This is a genomic window from Mycobacterium neglectum (genome assembly GCF_002591975.1).
In the GTDB taxonomy this organism is placed as follows: Bacteria; Actinomycetota; Actinomycetes; order Mycobacteriales; family Mycobacteriaceae; genus Mycobacterium; species Mycobacterium neglectum.
Map to the genome: position 1 here is coordinate 1 of NZ_NVQE01000117.1, position 506 is coordinate 506.

Annotated in this window: 1 protein-coding gene; it reads left to right on the forward strand. The window is 64.8% G+C overall.

Translation table 11 applies throughout. From position 1 onward, the window contains the following. Positions 1–506, forward strand: a 506-nt coding sequence (locus CSQ99_RS30630; RefSeq protein WP_425437901.1) for an IS1634 family transposase, incomplete at both ends; no start/stop codon positions are given.

Genomic DNA, 506 nt, shown 5'->3' on the forward strand with positions numbered 1-506 from the left:
AGAAAACCCTCGACGCCCAAGAAGTCCGGGCCAAGGAAATCATCGCCGGAGCGAAGAAGGCCAAGGCCACCCGGTTCGTCACCGTCGCCGGGGATCAGCGCACTCTCGATGAAGCCAGCCTGGCCCGCGCCCGCAGTCTGGTGGGCCTCAAAGGCTATGTCAGCAACATCGATGCCGCGCAGATGCCCGCCCGCGAGGTGATCGGTAAGTACCACGAGCTCTGGCACGTCGAGCGCTCATTCCGGATGTCCAAGACGGACCTGGCTGCCCGGCCGATATTCCACCACGTACGCGACTCGATCGAAGCGCACCTAAGCATCGTGTTCACCGCCCTGGCCGTGGCGCACGCCATCCAGGACAAGACCGGGCTGGCGATCGCCAACGTCGTCAAACAACTTCGCCCGCTGCGCAGCGCCACCATCACCATCAACGGCACCAGCCAGACCTTCCCGCCGCAGGTCCCTGCCGCCCAGGCCGACATCCTGGCTCATCTCGGCCTGAAAACG